At 49.1% G+C, this 21,819-nt stretch carries 25 protein-coding genes and 1 pseudogene; all 26 read right to left on the bottom strand.

The window, feature by feature from the left end:
* Positions 1-1,018: 3-phosphoshikimate 1-carboxyvinyltransferase (aroA, locus tag ON064_RS02925; protein WP_274623538.1), on the bottom strand; the 1,018-nt coding region annotated here is incomplete at its 3' end.
* A 14-nt stretch (positions 1,019-1,032) separates the two neighbouring features.
* Entirely contained in the window at positions 1,033-2,121 is a 1,089-nt protein-coding gene (locus ON064_RS02920; RefSeq protein WP_274623537.1) for a prephenate dehydrogenase, read from the bottom strand.
* Positions 2,118-2,501 (bottom strand): chorismate mutase, encoded by a 384-nt coding sequence (aroH, locus tag ON064_RS02915; protein WP_068869297.1) that lies wholly within the window; start codon positions 2,499-2,501, stop codon positions 2,118-2,120. The genes ON064_RS02920 and aroH overlap by 4 nt, the downstream gene beginning before the upstream one ends.
* Positions 2,501-3,574, bottom strand: coding sequence for a 3-dehydroquinate synthase (gene aroB, locus ON064_RS02910; protein WP_274623536.1), 1,074 nt, complete (start codon positions 3,572-3,574; stop codon positions 2,501-2,503). The genes aroH and aroB overlap by 1 nt, the downstream gene beginning before the upstream one ends.
* 3 nt (positions 3,575-3,577) lie before the next feature.
* Positions 3,578-4,725: pseudogene (aroC, locus tag ON064_RS02905) on the bottom strand (chorismate synthase).
* 234 nt (positions 4,726-4,959) lie between these two features.
* Entirely contained in the window at positions 4,960-5,406 is a 447-nt protein-coding gene (ndk, locus tag ON064_RS02900) for a nucleoside-diphosphate kinase (protein ID WP_058380561.1), read from the bottom strand.
* A gap of 86 nt (positions 5,407-5,492) precedes the next feature.
* The gene (gene hepT / locus ON064_RS02895) at positions 5,493-6,467 is read right to left on the bottom strand and encodes a heptaprenyl diphosphate synthase component II (RefSeq protein WP_121297580.1); all 975 of its coding nucleotides are present in this window, start codon (positions 6,465-6,467) and stop codon (positions 5,493-5,495) included.
* A gap of 22 nt (positions 6,468-6,489) precedes the next feature.
* Positions 6,490-7,188, bottom strand: a complete 699-nt coding sequence (locus tag ON064_RS02890) for a demethylmenaquinone methyltransferase (RefSeq protein WP_274623539.1) — start codon at positions 7,186-7,188, stop codon at positions 6,490-6,492.
* A gap of 5 nt (positions 7,189-7,193) precedes the next feature.
* Entirely contained in the window at positions 7,194-7,970 is a 777-nt protein-coding gene (locus ON064_RS02885; RefSeq protein ID WP_274623535.1) for a heptaprenyl diphosphate synthase component 1, read from the bottom strand.
* A 75-nt stretch (positions 7,971-8,045) separates the two neighbouring features.
* Complete coding sequence (gene mtrB, locus ON064_RS02880) at positions 8,046-8,267, bottom strand: trp RNA-binding attenuation protein MtrB (protein ID WP_058380559.1); 222 nt, start codon at positions 8,265-8,267, stop codon at positions 8,046-8,048.
* A 25-nt stretch (positions 8,268-8,292) separates the two neighbouring features.
* On the bottom strand, positions 8,293-8,868 hold the full coding sequence (folE, locus tag ON064_RS02875; RefSeq protein ID WP_167456523.1) for a GTP cyclohydrolase I FolE: 576 nt from the start codon (positions 8,866-8,868) through the stop codon (positions 8,293-8,295).
* A gap of 237 nt (positions 8,869-9,105) precedes the next feature.
* Positions 9,106-9,378, bottom strand: a complete 273-nt coding sequence (locus ON064_RS02870) for an HU family DNA-binding protein (protein WP_052651392.1) — start codon at positions 9,376-9,378, stop codon at positions 9,106-9,108.
* Positions 9,379-9,542: 164 nt separating this feature from the next.
* Positions 9,543-10,262 carry a hypothetical protein gene (locus tag ON064_RS02865; RefSeq protein WP_121297583.1) on the bottom strand — a complete coding sequence of 240 codons (720 nt, stop codon included), beginning with the start codon at positions 10,260-10,262 and terminating at the stop codon, positions 9,543-9,545.
* Positions 10,263-10,275: 13 nt separating this feature from the next.
* Entirely contained in the window at positions 10,276-10,479 is a 204-nt protein-coding gene (locus ON064_RS02860) for a DUF2768 domain-containing protein (RefSeq protein WP_058380557.1), read from the bottom strand.
* A gap of 88 nt (positions 10,480-10,567) precedes the next feature.
* Positions 10,568-11,587, bottom strand: coding sequence for an NAD(P)H-dependent glycerol-3-phosphate dehydrogenase (locus ON064_RS02855; protein WP_274623534.1), 1,020 nt, complete (start codon positions 11,585-11,587; stop codon positions 10,568-10,570).
* Between the two features lie 133 nt (positions 11,588-11,720).
* Positions 11,721-13,031: a ribosome biogenesis GTPase Der gene (gene der, locus ON064_RS02850; RefSeq protein WP_274623533.1), complete on the bottom strand. Its 1,311-nt coding sequence runs from the start codon at positions 13,029-13,031 to the stop codon at positions 11,721-11,723.
* 93 nt (positions 13,032-13,124) lie between these two features.
* The gene (fni, locus tag ON064_RS02845; protein WP_274623532.1) at positions 13,125-14,180 is read right to left on the bottom strand and encodes a type 2 isopentenyl-diphosphate Delta-isomerase; all 1,056 of its coding nucleotides are present in this window, start codon (positions 14,178-14,180) and stop codon (positions 13,125-13,127) included.
* The gene (rpsA, locus tag ON064_RS02840; protein ID WP_058380553.1) at positions 14,181-15,326 is read right to left on the bottom strand and encodes a 30S ribosomal protein S1; all 1,146 of its coding nucleotides are present in this window, start codon (positions 15,324-15,326) and stop codon (positions 14,181-14,183) included.
* Between the two features lie 68 nt (positions 15,327-15,394).
* Positions 15,395-15,985, bottom strand: a complete 591-nt coding sequence (locus ON064_RS02835) for a lysophospholipid acyltransferase family protein (RefSeq protein ID WP_274623531.1) — start codon at positions 15,983-15,985, stop codon at positions 15,395-15,397.
* Positions 15,982-16,662 (bottom strand): (d)CMP kinase, encoded by a 681-nt coding sequence (gene cmk, locus ON064_RS02830; protein WP_274623530.1) that lies wholly within the window; start codon positions 16,660-16,662, stop codon positions 15,982-15,984. Before cmk ends, ON064_RS02835 begins: the two co-directional genes overlap by 4 nt.
* Positions 16,663-16,806: 144 nt before the next feature.
* Complete coding sequence (gene prsW / locus ON064_RS02825; RefSeq protein WP_274623529.1) at positions 16,807-17,481, bottom strand: glutamic-type intramembrane protease PrsW; 675 nt, start codon at positions 17,479-17,481, stop codon at positions 16,807-16,809.
* A 29-nt stretch (positions 17,482-17,510) separates the two neighbouring features.
* A complete protein-coding gene (locus ON064_RS02820) occupies positions 17,511-18,482 on the bottom strand; it encodes an asparaginase (protein ID WP_274623528.1) in 972 nt (323 codons plus the stop codon).
* A 21-nt stretch (positions 18,483-18,503) separates the two neighbouring features.
* Positions 18,504-19,484: a YpdA family putative bacillithiol disulfide reductase gene (locus ON064_RS02815; RefSeq protein WP_274623527.1), complete on the bottom strand. Its 981-nt coding sequence runs from the start codon at positions 19,482-19,484 to the stop codon at positions 18,504-18,506.
* A gap of 34 nt (positions 19,485-19,518) precedes the next feature.
* Positions 19,519-20,304: a metallophosphoesterase gene (locus ON064_RS02810; protein ID WP_274623526.1), complete on the bottom strand. Its 786-nt coding sequence runs from the start codon at positions 20,302-20,304 to the stop codon at positions 19,519-19,521.
* A gap of 69 nt (positions 20,305-20,373) precedes the next feature.
* Positions 20,374-21,003 carry a CBS domain-containing protein gene (locus ON064_RS02805; RefSeq protein ID WP_274623525.1) on the bottom strand — a complete coding sequence of 210 codons (630 nt, stop codon included), beginning with the start codon at positions 21,001-21,003 and terminating at the stop codon, positions 20,374-20,376.
* Between the two features lie 61 nt (positions 21,004-21,064).
* On the bottom strand, positions 21,065-21,811 hold the full coding sequence (locus ON064_RS02800; RefSeq protein WP_274623524.1) for a LysM peptidoglycan-binding domain-containing protein: 747 nt from the start codon (positions 21,809-21,811) through the stop codon (positions 21,065-21,067).
* Positions 21,812-21,819: the final 8 nt, after the last annotated feature.

Genomic DNA, 21,819 nt, shown 5'->3' with positions numbered 1-21,819 from the left:
CGCGCAATTCTTCCGCATCGCGGATGACGGTCTTTCCTTGCGCCTGGGTCGCCACAAGTGCAATCAACGGGATTTCGTCGATCAATCGTGGAATGACATCGCCGCCGATGTCCGTGCCCGTCAAGAGAGTGCTGCGGACCGTCAAATCTGCAGCTTCTTCCCCTTCGGATTTATGGCCGCTTGCTTGGATGTCCGCGCCCATGGCTTTGAACACATCAAGCAAGCCTGTACGCGTTGGGTTGACGCCAACGTTTTTCAATTGGATTTCGCTGCCTTCAGCAATGAGCGCCGCACCGATAATAAAAGCAGCGGAGGAGATATCGCCTGGCACTTGGACATGCGCAGCATGCAGCTCCTGTCCGCCAGTCAATGAAATGATGTCGCCGTTGCGGGAGATGTCCGCTCCGAAATGCTTCAGCATAATTTCCGTATGGTCGCGCGACGGAACCGGTTCGTGGATGGTCGTGGTCCCTTGCGCCGACAGACCTGCAAGCAGCACTGCCGATTTCACCTGTGCGCTTGCAACAGGCATCGTATAGTCGATTGCCTGAAGAGCTGTCCCTTGAACGGCGAGCGGCGTGAAATGCCCATTGGCGCGCCCGCGGATATCCGCACCCATCAAACGCAGCGGTTCAACGATGCGTTTCATTGGGCGGCGTGCGATGGATTCGTCCCCTGCCATGACCGAATGGAAATCAGTACCTGCGAGCAAACCGAGCATCAAGCGCGTCGTCGTGCCGGAATTTCCGGTATCCAATACGACATCTGGCTCTTTCCAGGCTTTCCTGCCACCGCTTGTCACTGTCACGTGTTCGCCATCTATTTGGATATCGATTCCCAGAGAACGGAAGCAGCTGATGGTGCTCAGGCAGTCATCTCCCATCAAGAAACCTTCGATGGTCGTCGTTCCCTGTGCCAGTGCGCCGAACATGATGGCCCGGTGTGAGATGGACTTATCGCCGGGCACTTGAACGCTGCCCGTTAGCACAGGTTTTGCGTAACTGATCGTTTTGGACATGATTTTCATTCCTTTCAGGAGATATACGTATCATAAGCGGTTCGTTCGGAAAAGACGCGTTGCGCACTTTCCCGGTCTTCCGCTGTCTGGAAACTAAGGACAAGAATCCCGAAGACATCTTCACGCGTCTCCAAAATCCTCAAATTGACGATGCTGATGCCGGCTTCTGCCAGATAGCCCGTCATTTCTGAGATGATTCCCGGCACATCTGGGATATCGATATACAAATCAAATACCGAATACATGGCACCGTGCCCTGCAACCGGCAGTTCATCACGTGTCTCCTTCGCTTTCGCGAAAAAGCGGTGAATCGGTTCGGGCTCGTTCTTCTGCAAGATCTCGCGCAAATGCGTCATCTGGTCCATCCAGTGGTCCAGCTGTTCGACAATCATCTCATTGTTTTGCGTCGTGATGTCACGCCACATATCCGGGTTCGCCGAAGCGATTCGCGTCGTATCGCGGAATCCACCCGCTGCGAGCTGCCGCGCGAACGGAAATTGCTCTTCACGGTCCAGTTGATGAACCAGAGCAGCAGCGATCAAGTGAGGGAAATGGCTGACGATCGCCGTCATATGATCGTGTTCTTTTGCTTCGAGTACTTTGATCTTCGCTTTGGTGACCGACAATAGCCCCACCAGTTTCTCAACGTCTTTCTCAGCCGTCTCTTTGCCGGGCGTCAAGATATAGAAGGCATTTTCAAAAAGCACTTCTTTGGCGGCTTCGACACCGCTTTTATGGGAACCGGCCATCGGGTGGCCGCCGATAAAGGTATGCTCCAACTTTTCTGCAGCTTCCATAATTTGGACTTTCGTGCTACCAGTGTCTGTCAAAATGACATTTTCTTTTAAATCCCAGTATTTACTTCGTTCCATTAATTTGACAGTTGCTCCGACGGGCGTAGCAAAAACGATGACATCAGCCGCAGCCGCTGCCTGCTCAAGAGAAGGCGGCGAGCTTTGGATGATGCCCATTTTGAAAGCTTTTCTGGCAGTCAATGCGTCCGCATCATAGCCCGATACATGAACATCTTCATTGCGCTGCAATGCTTTTGCTAACGATCCGCCAATCAATCCGAGGCCGATAATGAGGACTTCTGTTTTCACGCTTGGCTCACCTGACTTTTCTGGGATAGATCAGGACGCAGTTTGACAGCATCATTCATGTAGATGTGCTGGATTTTATCCTGTGCAAGTTTTGTATTGACGTGCATCATCACGCGAATGCATAGCGGCATGCTGCCGGGTACATCCATTTCATGCGTACACATGACCGGCACATACGTCCAGCCTTCGATAGTGCGCACGGCTTTTGCAGGAAAAGCTGCAGAAATATCCGTCGTCGTCGATACGATGACCGAAGCCACTTCATCCGGTTCGATGCCGTTTTCTTTGGCCATTTCCAAGACCAGGCGACGCGTTTGCTCCAAAATTTCGGGCGCCTCATCTTTTGTGATGGTGATGGCGCCTCTGACTCCTCGAATCATCAGATCATCTCCTTGATCGTTTTTCTCAGCTTGTCGTAAGCCGCTTGTGCTCGTTGTTCTGGAACCGTTTCAATATATGGCCGGCCCACTGCGCCAAGCAATACGAAGTTCAGTGCAGCAGCGGTCGATTTTTTGTCTTTTTTCATATAAGGCAATAGTTCATCGAATGGCATATTAACCAATAGCTCGAGCGGATAACGGTTCACTTTCGCCCAATTCAAGAAACGCGGCAACTCGGGGCTTTCGGACAATTCAAGTGCATAGGCCATGCCAAGCACTACTGCTTCTCCATGGGTCAGTTTGCCATAACCCAAATGTGCTTCGATGGCATGGGCCAGCGTATGGCCGAAATTGAGGAACTTGCGGACACCGCCTTCAAACTCATCTTCTTCAACAATCGCCGATTTGACGGCGATCCCTTTTTCCAGATGCCCTTCGAGTTCCTTTCCGGACATCATGCTGAAATCTTGATAACCCATCAGTTCATCCAGCCAGCCTTCATTCGAAATGAATGCATGCTTGATTACTTCAGCCATCCCTGAACGAATTTCATTTTCAGGCAATGTCTGGAGAAAGTCGCCGTCGTAGATGACCGCACGCGGCTGATAGAAGGTGCCGATCATGTTCTTGCCGAGCGGATGGTTGATGGCGGTTTTGCCACCCACAGCGCTATCATGGGCCAAGATCGTTGTCGGCACTTGGATAAAAGGCACTCCGCGCATGAAAGTCGATGCGACAAAGCCAGCCAGATCCCCGACTGCGCCTCCCCCAAATGCGAGAATGACCGTATTTCGCGAGCAATTCTCCGAAAGCAAAAAGCTATGGCAATCCATAAAACTTTCGGCTGATTTCGCTCCTTCACCTGCTGGGACGCGGAAAACTTTCGGCTGAAAATCCTCCAGCGCCTCGAGTAGCTGCGGCAAATGCAGTTCAGCCACTTGGCTATCTGCGATTACGACGACTTGGTCAGCTGCAGCGAGCAAATCACGATAGTGCTTTGCCAGCAGCTTGACCGCTCCTTGTCCGATATGCACCGTATATGGATGTTCGGTCTCGACCCGCAACTCCCTCATGGATTAAAACTCCTTTGTATAGGCTTTATAGCTTTCGATGTTCTCTTTCAGCCGCGGCAATTGGTCCGCGTCGAATTGTTCAAGTAATGCATTTGCCGCTTCAAAGGCGACGACGTGTTCTGCCACGATCGACGCTGCCGGAACCGCACAGCTGTCTGAGCGTTCGATGCTTGCCTGGAACGGCTCTTTTGTTTCGATGTCCACGCTCTTCAAAGGTTTATAGAGCGTTGGGATCGGCTTCATGACACCGCGGACGATGATCGGCATGCCCGTCGTCATCCCGCCTTCAAAGCCACCAAGGTTGTTCGTGCTGCGGGTATATCCCGCTTCTTCATCCCAAATGATTTCATCATGGACTTCACTGCCCGGGCGGCGCGCCATTTCGAATCCAAGGCCGAACTCTACGCCCTTGAATGCGTTGATGCTCATGACGGAAGCTGCGATTTTCGCATCCAGTTTACGGTCATAATGCACATAACTGCCAATTCCGGCTGGCATGCCTTCCACGATGACTTCTACAGTACCGCCGATCGAGTCGCCGTTTTCATTTCTTTTGTTTTTGAAGAGTCTGCGCAATAGACGGCATCCTCTTCGACGATCGCCCGGATCTCATCTGCGGATTTTCCTATGTAGCTTGTCGGGTCGACTTTAATGCCGCCAATTTCTGTCACGTGTGACACGATTTTGACGCCGAGTTCTGAGAGTAGCTGCTTGGCTACTGCGCCAACTGCTACGCGCACTGTCGTTTCCCGTGCAGAAGAGCGTTCCAATACATTCCGGAGGTCACGGTGCCCATACTTCATGCCGCCGTTCAGATCAGCATGCCCAGGGCGCGGGCGTGTTAATTGGCGTTTCACTTCATCGGTTTCTTCGATCGGTTCGATCCCCATGACATTCGTCCAATGCTTCCAGTCGTCGTTCTTGACGACAAGTGCGACAGGAGAGCCCAAAGTCTTCCCGTGGCGGACGCCTGAAACGATCTCTACCGTATCTGTCTCGATTTGCATGCGGCGGCCGCGGCCATGGCCTCCCTGACGCCGTTTCAACTCTTTATTGATCATTTCCGCCGTCAAAGGCAATTGCGCTGGCAACCCTTCAATAATGGCGGTCAATTGTGGACCGTGAGATTCTCCTGCTGTTAAGTAACGCATGTACGCTTTCTCCCTTCAACGTGCTAAAGTATTTAAGTAACACTATACCATATGGCATTTGTTCAATTCTATCCTAAATATGAAGAAAACTAAACATTCGAATAGCAATAAACCCCTGCCACCAAAAGTAATCGCTTTCATTTTTCTATTTATTTGTGCACTTTTTGTTTCTCCAATCGCTCCTTAAAATAAAAAAATGCGGCCGATTGCGCGGCCGCATTTTCAATAGTTGGATCAGTTGACCCAGCTGTTCATTGTTTTTTCGTAAGATACCAATTCTTCTTCTTTGAAGAACAAGCCGATTTCGCGCTCAGCGCTTTCAGCTGAATCGGAACCGTGGATCATGTTTTTGCCGACAGTGACTGCGAAGTCGCCGCGGATCGTTCCTGGAGCTGCATCTTTCGGGTTAGTAGCTCCCATCATTTGACGCGCAGTCAAGATGACGTTTTCGCCTTCCCAAACCATTGCGAAGACTGGTCCAGAAGTGATGAAGTCTACAAGTTCGCCGAAGAATGGGCGCTCTTTGTGCTCACCGTAATGCTGTTCAGCAAGCTCAGTCGGGATTTGCATCAATTTAGCGCCTGCCAAATGATAGCCTTTTTTCTCAAAACGGGAAACGATTTCACCGATGACATTGCGTTGGACACCATCAGGTTTTACCATCAAAAATGTTTTTTCCATTATAGAACACTCCTCTGTTAAAAAGCTCGGGCACATTGCCCACCTTAAAAAATACTATCATTGTCCGATCATTTGTCAACTGGAAACTAAAACTTTCGCTTGCCGATGAAGAAGGCGATTTTGCGCATCGTTTTCATCGCGGGGCCTTTCGGCAAATAGTCCAGTTCTTTCAGCGCCTTTTCCAAATAACGTTCACTCATCCGCTTCGCTTCATCGACCGCGCTGCTTGTGCGGATCGTGCGGACGATTTCCAGGCGTTTTTCATCTGAAATGTCCTGGTTCAAATTGTCACGGAGCATCTGATAGATCTGCGGATTCTGGCGCGCATATAAAATCGGCAAAGTAATATTGCCTTGAATAAAATCGCTGCCAGCCGGCTTGCCCAATTCCTGGTCGCTGGCTGTGAAATCGAGGATGTCGTCGATAATTTGGAACGACATGCCGATGAAATAACCAAAACGGCGCAAATGCGCTGCAGTTTTCTCATCGGTTCCTGCCACTAAGGCCCCCAATTCACAGCTGGAAGAAATCAATAATGCGGTTTTGCGTTTAATGCGCCGCAAATAATCCCGCAAGCTTTGGTCAAGCCTATACTTGTCTTCGATCTGAATAATTTCGCCGCGGCACACTTCGATCAATGTCTTCGACAGAATATCATGGATTCTTGGCGATTCGATTTCCGTAATGCGTTCCAGCGCCCTGGCCAAAATGAAATCGCCTGTATACATCGCCACGCTATTATTCCATTCCGACTTAACGGTCGGGCGGCCTCTGCGAATCTCTGAATCATCTATGACATCATCGTGGACCAAAGATGCCATATGTATAAGTTCCAAAGGCACAGCGACCCGCTTCAGCAATTCGATATCATAATCCCCGAATTTTCCGGCAAGCAAAACAAAAACAGGGCGGATCCGTTTTCCTCCGGCCTGCAATAAATGAAGAGAAGCATCATTTAATAGAAGGGATTCGGAATCCACTGCCTGTTCCAGTTCTTTTTCGATTAGTTCTAGCTCCGGTTTCAGGTCGGAATAGAGCAATTTCAACTTCATCTTTTCCACTTAATAACCTTCTCCCGCTTGTTTACTTTTTCAATCCCATGTGGAGGGCAGCAGCCCCTCCTGAGTACGGTTTGTATTTGACTTTGTCGAAGCCGACCTTGCTGAACAGTTTCGCAAGCTCTTTCATGCCTGGGAATGTTTTTGCTGATTCCTGAAGCCACGAATACTCTTTATAGCTTTTCGCAAAAAGCTTGCCGAATACTGGCATGACAAAACGGAAATACATCCGGAAAAACGGCTTGAATACAAAGCTTTCAGGCTGTGAAGTCTCCAAGCAGGCAATCATGCCCCCAGGTTTCAAGACTCTGTGCATTTCTGATAGCACCTGTTCGTAGTCCGGCACATTGCGCAGCCCAAAACCGATGGTCGCAAAATCGAATGAATTGTCTGGGTAAGGCAAAGACATCGCGTTTCCTTGCACCAATTCGACTTGAGGCATATGGGCTGTTTTTTGATGACCGACATTCAGCATGTTCTGGCTGAAGTCCAACCCGACCACACGACCGGTAGGCCCTGCAGCTTCTCCAAGTGCAATCGTCCAGTCTGCCGTGCCGCAGCAAACATCGATGCAAGCCGCGCCTTTCGCTACTTGCATTTTGTGCATCGTGTCGTTGCGCCATTTATTGTGTTGCTGAAAGCTGATGACCGAATTCATCTGGTCATAGTTTTCGGAAATTTTTTCAAACACTTCGTGAACTCGTTGTTCTTTCGTTTTCTGCATCATCGTCATCCTTCTCGCGTCAGCGGTTCAGCGCTATGCCGATGCGGAATAATTTGGTGGAGCAATATATTTTTGAGTTCAAAATCCAGTTCGCAATCATTGATGGACTCCAGTATTTCATTGCCCAAAGCCTCCAGGCGGCCAACGAGCCAGCGCTCGATAAATGTCGAATGAACCAATGATCTGCTGAGCAATTTCAGAAGATAACTGAACTCGCCTTTCTTCAGCGTTTCCAGCTCTTCTGTGTAGCGAATATACAACAAGGATTGTTCCATCAGCTGCTTATAATGGCCAAAGCCATTTTCTTTATAGAACGCATTCAGCAAAGCTGTTTCGATCACTGTCGCCGTTTCTTCCACTTGTTCCGGTTGCTGGATCGCAAGTTCATGGAAAGAGGCTTTCTTTTCGCTCACCTGGATAATTGCCGTAGCAAGCTTTTGAACCATTTCGATATTTTTCCCTTCAGCCAGCAATTGATAGTAGATGCCGCTGTAAAAATCTCCGGCAAGTACTGTCAGCTGCTGTTCTTTGCTAATGGGCATTTCTTCTTTCACCCGGTCGTGTGCGTGCAGCGCAGCGTAGACGATTGCCACTGTCCGGGCGCTTGTCTCCATTTTGTCCGACCATTGCTCTCCGTTAAAAAACGGCAGCAGCAAGAAAAACAGGCGCGCTTCCTTAACAAAAGGCCCTTCCGTCAACTGGTCTAGCGTTCGTTGGCGGACTGCTTTTAGTACGTCGATTTCCATGGAGATGATTTTGGATTGTATTTGTTGTCCGTTCATACTGCCTGCTCCATTCATAGGTTAGCCATAGCTCATATTATAGCATATTGCCCTTATGGCCTTCACCATTAACGCTTATTTTTTCGCGTCGCTCTCAATGATGCCATGTGCGGAATGGATTTCCGCTTTGCCGCGAATTTTCATCGCCGATGTATGTTCGGTGAATTGGGCGATCATCACTTCGCCGCGGTCGAGCTTTTCCGTATGATGGAATTTCGTGTCATTTCCGCGCGTCAGCCCGATGACGTTGACTCCGTCCTCTTGTGCACGGATCACCACATATTCAGTTTGTGCCATTGTCTACACCTGCTTTTCTAGTTTATTAGTCCATATTGATATAAGTAATGACTTCCGAACGTTTGATGTCGTCTGTCTCCAATATCCCTCTTGACACAGCCGTAACGGTCTTCGAACCTGGCTTCTTGATGCCGCGCATCGTCATGCACATATGTTCGGCTTCGACCATGACGTATACGCCGTGGGGGTTCAAGGTTTCCATCATTGAATCGGCAATGGTAGAAGTGATGCGCTCCTGCAACTGAGGGCGTTTTGCGACTGTTTCAACAGCTCTCGCCAATTTACTGAGCCCTGTGACCACTCCGTCACGCGGGATATAGGCGATATGCGCTTTCCCGAAAAATGGCACCAAATGATGCTCACACATCGAATAGAACGGAATATCCTTAACCAATACAAGTTCTTCGTGATTTTCGTGAAACACTGTGCGGAAATATTCTTTCGGGTCTTCCTTTAATCCCGCAAAAACTTCCGCATACATTTTCGCGACGCGCTTCGGGGTATCCTGCAGCCCTTCACGGCCGACATCTTCTCCGACTGCCTCCAAAATCATCCCGACAGCTTGCTCTATTTTATCCAGATCTACGTTATGGCTTTTCATATCTATCACATTGTTTCCTCCTGTAGAAAAATCACTCTATTTGGGGCAGCGGTTGAAAGCAGCCATTGAACATTGCAGTTTCACGCGCCTATTTCTGCTGAGCCGAGAGACAACTCCGCTTTTCTCACCTGAATTGTAGCATTTACGGGGGGTATTGGCAAAAACGTGGCCGAAAAAAAGAATGGCCTTTGCAAGATTAGATCTCGCAAAAGCCATTCTATGTACAGTAGCCGAAGCTTATTTCACTGCGTCTTTAAGTGCTTTACCTGGCTTAAAGGCAGGAACTTTGCTTGCGGCGATCTCGATTTCAGCACCTGTTTGTGGATTGCGTCCTTTACGGGCCGCGCGCTCACGAACTTCAAAGTTACCGAATCCGATCAATTGTACTTTGTCACCTTTAGTTAGAGCATCTTGAATCGCTTCAAATGCAGCGTCAACTGCTTTCGCAGCATCTTTACGAGAAAGTTCAGCCGCTTCTGCAACAGAGTTCACTAATTCTGTTTTGTTCATGCTATTCACCTCCTCTCAAAGGGGATGCTTGCCATCAATCCTGTAAAAAGAGTATCACAACGAAAATCGCATAGCAACAACAAATAGGCCGCATTTCAAAGAAAACCACCAAATACTCCCAATATTTTCAAAAACATGTGGATTTCGGGCAAATCCGTGCTGTATCAGGCTTTTTCATCCGTCAGAAAAATGGGCTCACCATTTTCATCGATGGTATACGGAAGCGAATAAGCTGGCACGACCGGGCTGTTTTCGTAGAGGATAAAACGGATATCCTGCCCTTGCTCGAGTTCGCCCTCATAGTTTTGGATCGCTTCATACAAATCAATGGAATAATCGATATACACATCACCTTGCCCAGTGATGACCATCGGCAGCATCTTGCCGCTATATGGGCTTTGTACCATCGGCTCTTCACTGAAGCCCATTGCTTCGTGATTGAATTTGTAGACATTATCGGCAATGATTTCGGAGATTGGGGCCCTGCCGCCATTCGCGCTCTTTCTGACATTGACAGAACGAATGCCTTCCGCTACCCGCAAGTCGACGAGCTTGACGGTCGGATTTTCCTCAACATCCATCAAGACGTATTGGTAGATTCCGCCGACTTCAAATGCGTTGCTCGGAATCTCCGCTGTAAATTCCGGTACGACTTTCGAAAAGTCGATAGGGTATTTGATGAATTGGTCAACGTCCATATCTCGCGTCTTGATCGGCAATAAGCCACTATTGGCCTCTTGGTAGCGTTCAACCGCTTGTTGCGCAGTGGCTAACTGATCTTCATAGGGAATCTGATTTTCCGCCCGCTCGCTACTGGGATACGCACAAGCCGTTAGCAGGCTTGCCGTCAGCAGGACGAGCAGCAACGCTGTTGTTTTTTTCATTATGTCCATCCCCTCAGGCGCCACCGGTCGGTCCGCTGAATACAGTGAAAACCATAATAAAGAAGCCCAGGATCAGCAGAACGTACGCGATCAGCGCAAATAGAAATTTCAGGATGCCGTTTTGCAATTTGTACCGGCTCAAATAAATCATCCCCATGGAAATGATCAAAAAAGCGATGCCTGCAAACGATACCCACATTTTATCCAAAGAACTCATGAATAAGCCGCCTTTCGTGGAGTTTCAGTCCATAGTATAGCATAAAAAAAGAAGGGGCAGCAGCAAGCAGCCCCTCCGTTTGTGACAATTACAGCAAGTCGATTAAATCTTCCATCTCATTTTTCTTCATACGCCCCATCAGCTCTTCCACGGCATTCTCCGGCTTGACGCCTTCAAACAACACCGCATACAAAGCTTCCGTTATCGGCATGGGCACTTTGTATTCAGCGGCCAATTGATGGGCAGCTTTCGTAGTCCGGATCCCTTCGACGACCATCCCCATTTCAGCCAGCACCTCATCGACGCTCTTGCCTTTGCCGAGCATATTGCCTGCCCGCCAATTGCGTGAATGGACGCTCGTACATGTAACAATCAAGTCACCGACACCTGATAAGCCCGAGAAGGTCAGCGGTGTTGCACCCATCTTGACGCCGAGACGCGCAATTTCAGCAAGGCCGCGCGTCATGATGGCCGCTTTCGCATTATCTCCATAGCCGAGGCCGTCTGTAATCCCGACCGCTAAAGCGATGATATTCTTTAATGCCCCGCCAATTTCCACTCCGATCACATCGGTATTCGTGTAGACGCGGAAATAGGAGTTCATGAACAGATCCTGTACACGGTTTGCCGCTTGCGTATTTTCGCACGCTGCGGTGACCGTTGTCGGATGCTCCTGCACAACTTCTTCTGCATGGCTTGGACCGGACAAAATGACGACTTCCTCGATCAGCTCAGCCGGGATTTCTTCACGGATCATCTCGCTGATCCGTTTGAGTGAATCCGGTTCGATGCCTTTAGAAACATGGACGAACAAGCCTTTTTTCGTCATCCGCCCGCGGATATCCCGCGAAACTTCACGAATGGCTTTTGTGGGTACCGCCAATACGAAAATATCAGCATGTGCCACTGCTTCATCCAGGCTCGCTGTCGCTTTTAAAGACTCCGGTAAAATGGTCTCTTTTAAATAGCGCTTATTTGTATGTTGATTGATCTCATCCGCTTGGTCTTGGCGATGGGTCCATAATAGAAGATCATGGCCATTTTGCGCCAGCACATAACTGAGCGCCGTTCCCCAACTCCCTGCACCAAATACAGTGACTTTTTCCATCTTTATCTCTCCTTTATCCTGCTTTAGCAGAAAACCAAACTCCCACCTCTTCAAGTGGGAGCCATGATATTCCGTAAAGTCCGATTGGATCAATTAACATCAACAGGAAAGTAGAAACACCTGCTGATTGAATTTAGGTACGTGCGCGCGTAATCAACCGCAATGGCGTGCCTTCGAAATCAAAGCTTTCCCGGATGCGGTTCTGCAAGAAGCGTTCGTAGCTAAAGTGCATCAATTCTGGTTCGTTGACGAACACCACGAAAGTCGGCGGCTTGACTGCCACTTGCGTCACATAATAAAGACGCAGACGTCGCCCTTTGTCGGACGGTGCCGGGTTCATCGCTACAGCATCTTCGATCACTTCATTGAGAATGCTCGACTGGATGCGGCGTGAATGATTGTCATTGACGCGGTTGATGATGTCAAGGATGTTGTGCACACGCTGCCCGCTGAGCGCGGAAACGAAAATGATCGGGGCATAATCCAAGAACAAGAAATGCTCACGGATTTGCTGCGTGAATTTGTTCAAAGTCTTGTCGTCTTTTTTCAGGGCATCCCATTTATTGACGACGATGACGATTGCTTTCCCTGCTTCATGGGCATAACCCGCAATTTTCTTGTCTTGTTCCTGGATGCCTTCTTCAGCGTTCAGGACGACCAGGACAACGTCGGAACGTTCAATCGCGCGCAAAGCGCGCAATACGCTGTATTTTTCCGTGCTTTCATATACTTTCCCTTTTTTGCGCATGCCTGCCGTGTCGATGATGACATACGGCTGTTCATCATATTCATACTGCGTATCCACGGCATCACGTGTTGTTCCGGCCACTTCACTGACAATGACACGGTCTTCGCCAAGGAATGCATTGACCAATGAAGATTTCCCGACGTTCGGGCGCCCGATCAATGAAAACTTGATGACATTGTCCGGATATTCTTCTTCGTCCTCTTTCGGGAAGTGCTTCGCTACTTCATCCAACAGATCGCCCAGGCCAAGCCCGTGCGATCCTGAAACCGGGTAAGGTTCGCCGATTCCAAGGGAATAAAAATCATAGATCATGTGGCGCATATCGGGATTGTCAATTTTATTGACAGCCAACACCACAGGTTTTTTCGTGCGGTACAGGATTCTCGCTACTTGTTCGTCCTGTTCCGTCACGCCGTCCCGCCCGTTGACGAGAAAGATGATGACATCCGCTTCATCCATCGCCACTTCTGCCTGGCTGCGGATCTGTTCAAGGAACGGCTCGTCGCTAAGGTCAATCCCTCCTGTATCAATGATATTGAATTCATGCGTCAGCCAATCTGCCGAGCTGTAGATGCGGTCACGCGTAACCCCTGGAATATCTTCCACGATGGAGACGCGTTCTCCTACCACGCGATTAAAAATCGTGGATTTTCCTACATTCGGCCGGCCAACAATTGCTACTACCGGTTTTGACATAATTAATTCATCCTTCCACTTCTGATAAGCCTATTATACACGAAAAAGAGGATGGCATCTGAATAATGTCCATCCCCTTAAATTGTCCAATATTCAGTTTTTCAAAGGAACTGCAAAATGTTCCGTCTCAAAGCCTCTTTGCTGCAAATAGGAAAGCAATTCCCCATTGATAACAGCAGGGGCGGAGCGGATATCTTCAATTGTACGGGCGCCGAGTGCGGTCATCAGCATGCGCAAATCTTCGTGGAGCCCATCGATCTCTTCGATCAAGCCGGATTCCCCGAGACTGACTGCATGCTTCAGGAAACTGCCTGCGATGCCTGCAGCATCTGCACCGAGCCGCAATGCCCGGACGACGTCTCCTGCGTCCTGGAGGCCTCCTGAAGCCAATACCGTGCGGTTGAAGCCTTGTCGGCATTCGACGATTGCGGCAGCCGTCGGGATACCCCAATCTTCGAAATAAGCTAGCTTGCGTTTCCTGCGTTCATTTTCAATGCTCGCAAAATTGGTGCCGCCAAAGCCGCTTGCATCGATGGCCGCCACTTGAGTCTGGTCAAGCGATACAGCAGTTTCTTGTGAAATGCCGAAGCCGGTTTCTTTGACGATGACCGGCACATTCAAAGCTTCAGCAATCATGTCGATGCGCTCGAGCGCCCCGAGGAACTGCCGGTCGCCTTCTGGCATCGTCAATTCCTGGACGACATTCAAGTGAATCTGCAATGCATCCGCTTCAATCATCTCGACCGCTTCGAAAGCCTGCTCAATAGTCGCTTCGCTCCCAAGATTGCCGAAGATGACCCCGTCCGGATTTTCTTTCCGGACGATGCTATAACTTTCGCGCTCTTGCTTGTCTTTCAGCGCGGCCATCTGCGAACCGACCGCCATGGCGATTCCCGTTTCTTTTGCAGCCCGCGCAAGCATCGCGTTCAGCTGCAAAGTCTCGGAACCACCGCCTCCGGTCATGGCATTAATAAAAACAGGTGATTTTAGTTTCAAATCACCTGTTTTGGGTTCCAACGATACATCAGCGACGCCGATGCCCGGCAGCGCCTGATGGACAAAACGGACGCAGTCGAGCCAAGTAGCCCGACATTGCCCGGTGGACAGTGCGTAATTGATATGATCCATCTTTCTTTTTGCCCGTGACATTTATTCGGATTTGAACCCTTTTAATTTATCTCCGATGACATCACTAATCGAGAATCCGGATGCTTCTTCCGGCATATCGTATTGTGAGAAATCCTGTTCTGCTTCTTTTTCCTGAAGTTCTTTGATGCTGAGGGACAAGCGCTTGTCTTCTTTATTGACTTCCAGCACTTTCACTTCAACTTCCTGGCCTTCCTGAAGCACTTCATGAGGCGTCGCGATATGCTTGTGCGCGATTTGCGAGATGTGCACAAGGCCCTCTACTCCCGGAAGCACTTCAACAAACGCTCCGTAGCTGACAAGGCGTTTCACTGTTCCTTGATGGACAGAGCCTTTCGGTGCCTTCTCGTCGATGGCATCCCATGGCCCTGGCAAAGTATCCTTGATCGACAGCGAAATGCGTTCGGAGTCACGGTCAACAGAAAGGACTTTGACTTTCACTTCCTGGCCTTCTGTCACGACGTCCGACACTTTGTCGACATGCTCGTGTGACAATTGGGAAATATGGACAAGACCGTCCACTCCGCCGATATCCACGAAGGCGCCGAATGATGCGATGCGCTGGACTTTGCCATCAAGCACGTCTCCTGCATTGATCGAATCCATCACTTGTTCTTTCTTGGATTCTTTCTCGCCTTCCACGACAGCGCGGTGGGAGAGAATCAAGCGGTTGTTCTCTTTTTCCATTTCGACAATCTTAAAGGTCATGACGCGGCCTTTGTAATCCTCAAAAGATTCGACGAAATAATCTTCCACGAGTGAAGCCGGCACAAAACCGCGCACGCCGAGGTCAATGACCAAGCCGCCTTTAACGACATCCTTCACTTCCGCTTCGATGATTTCACCGGATTCGAATTTCTTCTCGAGATCGTCCCAAGCGGATTCGGCATCGACTTTGCGTTTCGACAACACAAAGTTCTCGTCTTCCACTTTCGTGATGATCAACTCAAGCTCGTCTCCTTCTTGGACCGAGTCTGAAGCTTTTTCGATATGGAGGCTCGATAACTCGCTGATCGGGATGATCCCGTCGAACGGCGCTCCATCAATTGTCACCGTCACCGCTTTTTCCTCGATTTTGGCGACTATTCCTTTTACGCGATCTCCTGTTTGGAAGTCACGGTTTTCCATCAAATTCATATCCTCTGACATAAGTAGCCCTCCTTCACAAACTATCCATCTTCTATTTTATTCGAATTCTCTAATAAAAACAAAAATAATCACTTATTTCCGGTGTTTTCATCCAGAATTTTTTGAATACTGGCCATGATGGCTTCTGTCACTTCTTCTGCGGAAGCTTTTCGTTCGCGATAAGGGTCCATCAAAATCGGGTCGCCGTAAACTACTTTCACTTTGCCGAACGGCTTATACGGCCCGATGATGGCGCATGGCATGACGTCTGCATTGCCGCGAAGGGCAAAGAACCCGGCGCCGCTCAAGCCTTTTTTCAATACGCCGTCAGTCGAACGCGTACCTTCTGGAAACAGCCCGACGACTTCCCCGCCTTTCAGCAATTTCAACGCCGTCCGCAGCGCTTCCCTGTCACTCATCCCGCGTTTCACCGGAAAGGCGTTGACCTTCGGAAGGATCGAGCCGAGCACCGGCGCTTTGAACAATTCTTCTTTCGCCATGAAATGAACGGTTCTCGGAGCGGTCATGCCGACTACCGGCGGGTCGAGTGCATGGATGTGATTACTGCAAAGAAGCACTCCGCCTGTTTTCGGGAACTTTTCAGTTCCGCTGACCTGGAAACGATACATCGGGCTCAGCGCAGTCTTCACGAGCGTTTTTCCTATTGCATACAAATTCACGATGCCATCAGCCTCTCTTCCGCTAATTTCAGGATAGCTTGCGCCGCTTCTGCGATTGTCAAAGGAGTCGTATCTAAGAACACGGCATCATGCGCTTGCTTTAAAGGTGCAACTTCACGCTCGGAATCCATCTTGTCGCGCATGGCGATTTCCTCCTGCAACTCGACAAGCGGCGTCAAGATATCGCGTTTTTTATTTTCCTCGAAGCGGCGTCTTGCGCGTTCTTCGACCGTGGCCGACATAAATACTTTGAGGGCAGCGTTCGGCAAGACATGCGTGCCGATGTCGCGGCCATCCATGACGACGCCGCGATCTTCAGCCAGTTTTTGTTGAAGCTCGACCATACGCTTTCTGACCAATTCGTGGGCAGCCATTTCGGACACAGCCTTCGTCACGTACTGGGAGCGGATCGCTTCCGAGACATCTTCTCCGTCGAGCAGCACTTTCTGTCCCCCTTCTACCGGGATCAAATCGATTTCAGTTGCCTCAAGCAAAGCTCCGGCTTCTTCATTGCTCGCCAGGTTAATGCCTGCGTTCAACGCCTTCAGCGTGATGGCGCGGTACATCGCGCCAGTATCGATATAAATATAGCCCAATTTTTCTGCCACTATTTTAGCGATCGTGCTCTTGCCCGCAGCTGCCGGCCCATCGATCGCGATTTGTATAGCTTTCGTCAAAACAGTCACCTCATCTTATGTAATGATTTCATTTTATCACAATATGCAACAGGTTTTGGGCAAAATCAAAGCGCCCGGCGAATAGTTCAGAAGCCAAAGCAGCACAAAAAGAAAAAGCCCTCCAACGGAAGGCTTTTGATCTAATCAACTAGGGGTGTGCTTATGGTAATGGCTGACCGATAACTGGTGGGCTTGGCGAACTTTGCGCAAACCGAACCACCACAAGAACAGCATGAACGGGACAGCGCCGTACAATAGATTATCGTAGGCGTAAAGAGAAGCATTATAGGCGATGTGCAAAAGTGCCCCCGCAAATAAAGCTGCCACAAGCCACCATTTGCTCTCCCTTTTTTCGGTGAATTTCGCTTTTCCGTAATAAAAGCCCATGACCACACCGAATAAGGCATGGCTCGACACTGGCAGGAATGCCCGCAGGAAAGCTGCGCCTAGCCCGAACTCCAGTAGATATAAAATGTTTTCGACTGTGGCGAATCCGAGCGATAAACTTGCACCGTATAAAATCCCGTCATACGGGTCTTCAAAATCGATATGGCGAAATACTGCTGCAAGCAGGACGATCCACTTGAAGAACTCTTCCAATAAACTCGAAAACAAGACGGATTTCACGAAGGTGTTTTGAAACACATCTTCAGCTTCAAACACATATTGGATAAACAGAATAGGGAATGTCAGAAGAGCGCCGTATAAAAAGCAATGAAAGATCAGTTTCGACGGTTCTCCTGCAAATTGATCACGCAAATAAAAATAACTGAACAATGCGAGCCCGGGCGCAATAGCTACCGTCAACAGCTCTAACATAGACGCCCTCCTCCATTCAGACGGTGCTGTTAAATTTCAAACGCTTCCTTATCGATTTCCTCATTGCCCGACAGCAGGATTGCCAATTTGATACGCGCTTTCTTGCTGTCGTAGTCACTGCCCAAAATGACGCCACGCGTCAGCAAATCGTGAGCGCTTCCGGGATAGCTGTAAGCCGGATAGGCATTGCCTTCTTCGGCGCTCGTCGTCAACACGACGGGAATACCGGATTTCACGGCGCGTTCGACCGCCTCCACCATATGGGGTGATATCTGTCCGCGGCCAGCCGCTTCTAGGACGATGCCTTTCGATCCGCTTTCAGCCAGCATATCGACAATCGATCCTTCTTGGCCTGAATAGCATTTGATGATATCGACGCGCGGCATCCCTCCTGGCACGCGATGCACTTCACGCAGCACCGGCTTCTGGTAGATGCGGACCTTATCGTTATCGATGATGCCCAAATAGCCATGGCCAAATGAATCGAAGCCTTGCAGGTTGCTGGCGTGTACTTTTTTGACATATTTCGCGCTGTAGATCCGCTCATTGAAAACAACGACCGTTCCAACGCCTTTGATTACCGGATCGACAGCCACATAAATCGAGTTGCGCAAATTGGAGTAGACATCCGTTCCGACTGCTTCTGGCGCACGCTGGCTTCCTGTCACTACGACCGTCCGCTCATCGCCGACAGTCAAGTCCAGGAAATAGGCCGTTTCTTCCAAGGTGTCAGTGCCATGCGTGACGACGACACCTTCCACTTCCGGATCTTCCAATTCTTTTAAAATGGCTTCCTTAACGATATTCATTTCATCGAAGCCGATATGCATGCTTGGCAATTGATAGACATCGATCACTTTCACTTCGATTTCAGCCGGCAATTGGCAAAGCTCCGCCAAATCTTTTCCTGAAATGGCACCGGATTTCAGCAAGCCATCGTCTGAAATGGCTTTACTTGCAATGGTTCCTCCTGTCGTAATTAACGATACTTTCTTTTTCATGATGCACCTCTTTTGGATAATCTAGTCTGTTGAATTTTTAAGCGCTTGTTTTTTCGCAATCGCCGCTGCGATTTGCTGGCCATGGAAACGGCCATTCTCAATAAAGATTTCATTGGCGTTGTTACCGGCCGCGATGACGCCAGCGATAAACAAATCCTCGACATTGGTTTCCATCGTTTCTTCATTGAAGGATGGCCTGCCGCTTGCCGCATCGATGTCGATTCCCATCTGACGGAGGAATTGGTGGTCCGGATGATAGCCGATCATGGCGAAGACAAAATCATTCGCAAAGGTTTCTTTCGTATCATTCACGGTCAGTTCCACTTCATCTTCACGAATCTCGTCGACGATGGAATCGAACAGCATGGTAATTTCACCTTGGCGCACGAGCCCGTCGAACTCCGGTAAAATCCACGGCTTGACACTTTTCGAATAGCTCGTGCCGTGATAAGACACCGTCACCCGGCTGCCGGCTTTATGCAGCTCAAGCGCTGCATCTACCGCCGAATTCTTGCCGCCGATCACCAGCACGTCGCGGTCGAAATAAGGATGCCCTTCCTTGAAATAATGCATCACTTTCGGCAAGTCCGCACCTGGCACTGCTAGCTTGTTCGGATGGTCGTAATAGCCTGTTGCCACTACGACATATTTCGCCTTGTAATCATTTTTGGTCGTTTTCACGAGAAAGCCGTCCGATTGTTCAATCGATAAGGCCGTTTCGTACGCCCGCACATCCAACGCGTGCCGCTTCACCACTTCACGGTAATAAACGAGCGCTTGATTGCGCTTCGGCTTGCGGTCTTCGGTAATGAAGGGCACATCCCCGATTGATAATTTTTCGCTGCTGCTGAAAAACGTCTGGTGCGTCGGGTAATGATAGATGGCGTTGACAATATTTCCTTTTTCGAGAATGACGGGGTGCAGGCCCATTCTCTGTATTTCGATGGCGGCCGATAAACCGCACGGCCCGCCTCCTATGATGATGACATCTGCATGTTCCATTTCAACCACTCCTGTAATAATGTCCATATCCATCTTAGCCGATTGAAGAGCTTTGTGCCAAATGCTTCCTGCCTGGTGAAGGGTGAATTTCAAGCACATGGTATTCTGCTTTTGCGCCGAGCCGGAGCGGCAAAGTCGTCGTGCCGAACCCGTTGCTGATGAGTTCGGTAATTCCTCCCGACACAGTCAAAGAGCCCCGGTCGAATATCCCGTATGGTCCCAGCCTAATTTGTCCGCCGTGTGTATGACCGGCAATCAATAGGCTGACTGGATAATGTTGTTTTACGTGCTTAAAAACAAAAGGCGTATGGGAGATGAAAATGACGGAATCGCCTTTCTCGACAGTGCGGAAAGCATCTTCCACACTATGCTCCCGAAAAGCGAAATAATCGATTCCGGTCAATTTAAGCTTAGCATTGCCAAACAATTCAACAGATTCATCATCAAGGATAGTAGCGCCTTGTTCTTCGAGCAAAGCCCTTAATCGCTCTTCGCCGATTTCCCTGTCGTTGTTTCCGAACACATAATATACCGGAGCAAGTTCAGTTAGAATCCGTAAGTTTTCGCGGATGCGTCGTTCCGGAACCCCCCGTTCGACAAAATCCCCACCGATGACAACGAGATCGACTTGATCGTTGAACATATCAGGCCGAAGCTCGCGCCGGTGAACATCGGAAATGAACAGCAGTTTAAAAGGAGAAAACTCAGCGTTTCCCGACAAGCGGATAACCGCGGTCTCTTTATGCTCACTATGGGCGGAGCGGAACATCCATGCCAGTAAAACCAGGCCCGCTAATATAATACGTAAAATCCACTTCATCATGTACATCCTTTCCGAAGCAACAAAAAAACATAAGCTGCGCTTATGTTTTCCTGTTCAAGCCGCTATTCAATCTTCAGTGATATCTAGAATACGGAAGCCGGATTTTTCCAGTTCCTTCGTGAACTTGTCGATATTGTTCTTTTTCTTCACTTTCAAAACGATGCGGCGCACCATTTTGTCGGTTTCATCGAAAGTAACGAGCGAAACGACGGATTCTTTATGTTTTTCAATGATTTCACCTAGCCGGCCAATGCGGCCTTCTGATTCGACCGATGTAACGGTGATGCGAACCCCTGATTGCTTCATGCCGAATGCACTTTGCAATTGGTTAACGACATCAAAGCGGGTGACGATTCCGAGAAACTTCTCTTCGTCGACGACAGCGATGATCGGGAAATCACGTAATTCGACTAAGGCTTTTTCATACACATCGTCGATATTCAAGTACACATCCTGGTTGACCATAATATCTTCCACTTTTGTCGAACGCACAAACTCGTCTTTCTGGGCATCCGAATAGAAGAACGCACGGTATGCATGATACCAGGTAAAGATCCCTTTGAATTGGTCGCCATCGACGACAGGCAATGCATCAATGGAATGCTGCTCCAATAGCTTGAGCCCTTTTTCCATCGTGTCTTCCGGTGTTACCGTAAAACATCTTTCTTTTTTCACTAATGCACTTTTGACAAACATTCGCTCACCTCTTTTTAGATTCTTCCTACCTTTTCCCTAACAGGAGGCATTTAATCCCGCCTTAAGGCAAAATCAATGTTTGTCCGGGGCTGATATCGTTAGATGCCAATCCATTCGCCTGTTTAATCTTCTCAACAGCGGCGGCTGCACCGCTCGCACCGTAATTATTGACGGCAATACGGTAAAGCGTTTCACTCGATTGGACGGTTACCGTCTTGCCGCCGGCAGTCGGTGTTTCTTCCTGCTCTTGTTGCTGCTCTTTTTCTTTTTCTTCAGCTTGCGCACGTTGTTCGGCTTCGGCTTTTGCTTCAGCTTCCTCACGCGCTTTTTGTTCTGCCAGCGCTGCTTCCTGGGCTTTTTTCTCTGCTTGCTGTTCCGCAGCTGCCTGCTCTTTCTCTTTCGCTTTTGCAGCCGCCTTTTCTTCACGTTCACGAGCTTTTTCTTTCAGTTCTTTCTGTTCTTGTGCTTCTTTTGCTTTGGCGTTTTTCTTTTCTTCTTCGTCTTTCTCCTCGTCGTCTGCAGCAGCAAGTACCGTGCTGTCAGAAGGCGGCTGGGAGTTCAGTTCGAAGCTCACTTCATTTTCGTTTGTTTTGGCAGTTAGCGTGTCATCCGGTTCATAGTAAAACGCAACATAGATCAACAAAGTGACCGGAATCAAGATAAAGATAAAAAACAAAGAAGGCAATAATAAGCCCCTGCTTTTCGGCTTGGGCATTTGGCGTGCGCGCCTCGTCAATTCTGCCATGCGTTCCTGTGACAATTCCTGGCGATTCTTTTCCATTGATTCATGATAATTATCGTTTCCCATTTCACGAC

Source organism: Planococcus sp. A6 (assembly GCF_028823615.1).
Taxonomy (GTDB): domain Bacteria; phylum Bacillota; class Bacilli; order Bacillales_A; family Planococcaceae; genus Planococcus.
The sequence above is the reverse complement of the archived record's forward strand: the minus strand, read 5'-3'. Positions and strand labels throughout refer to the sequence as shown.